This window comes from Paenarthrobacter sp. Z7-10 (genome assembly GCF_026932795.1).
GTDB lineage: Bacteria > Actinomycetota > Actinomycetes > Actinomycetales > Micrococcaceae > Arthrobacter_M.
The window spans coordinates 1-1960 of the sequence record NZ_JADPVH010000116.1 but is presented as its reverse complement, the minus strand read 5'-3'; the positions used below and the strand labels follow the sequence as shown (position 1 = coordinate 1960).

General features: G+C 65.1%; 1 protein-coding gene. It reads right to left on the bottom strand.

Annotated features, from left to right (window positions below; translation table 11 throughout):
* Positions 1–33 precede the first annotated feature (33 nt).
* Positions 34–1299: an IS30 family transposase gene (locus IV498_RS18645; RefSeq protein WP_442951387.1), complete on the bottom strand. Its 1266-nt coding sequence runs from the start codon at positions 1297–1299 to the stop codon at positions 34–36.
* Between the last annotated feature and the right edge of the window lie 661 nt (positions 1300–1960).

Here is a 1960-nt window from a genome sequence, read left to right as displayed (position 1 = left end):
CTTGAATTCTAGGGGTTGTTGCAACACCCGGGTTTAGCTGGCTCTTAGTAGATCACGTAGTTGTTCGGCTGGGGTATTCCAGCCCAGTGTTTTGCGGGGGCGGGCGTTGAGTTCCTGGGCGACGTGTTCGAGGTCTTCGGGTCCATAAGTCGTGAGATCGGTGCCTTTGGGGAAGTATTGGCGCAGCAGCCCGTTGGTGTTTTCGTTGGACCCGCGCTGCCAGGGGCTGTGGGGGTCGCAGAAGTAGACGTCGATACCGGTGGCGATGCTGAAGGCCTTGTGCTTGGCCATTTCCACGCCCTGGTCCCAGGTCAGGGATCCGCGCAGGTGCGCCGGCAGGGTACCCATGGTCATGATCAGCCCGTCGCGGACGGACTCCGCCGTGTGGTCCACGGGTAGATGCACGAGCATGACGTAGCGGGTGGTGCGTTCGACAAGGGTCGCGATCGCGGACTGGTTGTGCGCGCCGGTGATGAGGTCCCCTTCCCAGTGCCCGGGCACGGCGCGGTCCTCGACCTCGGCGGGGCGCTCGGAAATATTGATCCTCGGGTCCCGGAAACGGCTGGTGCGTTCCTCGGGGTTTTTGTGTTTCTTGCGGCGGGTCCGCCCGGTGCGCAACGCTTCCTTGACCTGGCGTTTGAGGCCGCCGCGGGCCTGGATGTACAGGGCCTGGTAGATGGTTTCGTGGCTCACGCGCATGAGGGGATCATCGGGGAATTCCTTGATCAGCGAGCAGGAAATCTGTTCCGGGGACCAGCGAACGCGCAGCTTATCCTCCACGTAATCGCGAAGTTCCCCGGTTCCTGCCAGCTTACTGTCCTTGGGTCGTGCCCGGGCCGCGGTGGCGGCCCGCTGGGCACCATAGGGCAGGTAGCCCAGTACGGGGTGGCTGTTGCGCTTGATCTCCCGGCTGACCGAACCCGCGCAGCGGCCCAGGTCCCGGGCGATGCCCCGCATGGACTTTCCCCGGGCGAGCAGGTCCGCGATCCTCTCACGTTCGGGCAGGGACAGGTAACGGTCGCTGACGGGCTGTTCCAGGGCCACTAAAGCCGTCGGGGCCAGTGCAGGTTTCACCGCGACCACCACCGCCGGGGCCGGAGCCGGGGTCACAGGTGTTTCCGGGGCGCCGGGTTCTGCAAAAGTAGTACTCACCTCCTGTCTATACGGCAGATTCACAGCATCGCGGTCCAGAGCCACCGTGTCTTTAGTAGTCTGCGCCCGATCCCAGCTACAGGCGCTTGACGTGCTGGCCCCCACCGCCGCGGCGGCGTCCCTACGGCTGGCCCCGTTGTGGCGCAGTTCCAGGTAACTGATCTGCTTCGCTGACCTCCGGACCGGGCTGACGGATACCACCCCGGCCCGGGCGGCCCAGGTGAAACACCTGGATTCACTCAGGCCCAACTGCCGGGCGGCCATACTGACGCTGCCAACAGCGCGCAGCACAGCGAGGAACTCCTCAACCTCCACACAATGATAGGCAGGGACCGGGCCAGGCGCTGCGGGCTGTCCGGCGCCCGGCTTTCCGGCAGCCGGGCTCACCCGGCGCGCCCAGCCCTTCGCGGTGATGAGATTGAACCCCAACTCCCGGGCAGCGTCCGCGGCGCTGCCGGACCGGTCCAGGGCCGCAAGGAACAACGACTTCTCGGCCTCGGTGTACCGGCGCTGGCGCCTGATCCCGGCGGCTTGCGCCCAATTCTGCCCGGTGCCCCGGTTGATACCCAACTCCCGGGCCGCGGCGGTAACAGATCCCAAACGCCCCACAGCAGCCAGGAACTCCTCCCGCTGCGCACGCGTATGCGACTGCTGGACAACTACCGGACGTGACCTGACCGGGAAACCCGACCCTTGCGTAAAAGACGAACCCTTCCCCAAAAACGATGAACTACTTACTGCTGCTGATTCCATGGGTGCTGCAACTCCCGATTAGTCGGGGGTGTTGCAACGTTCGCTAGAACTCGCC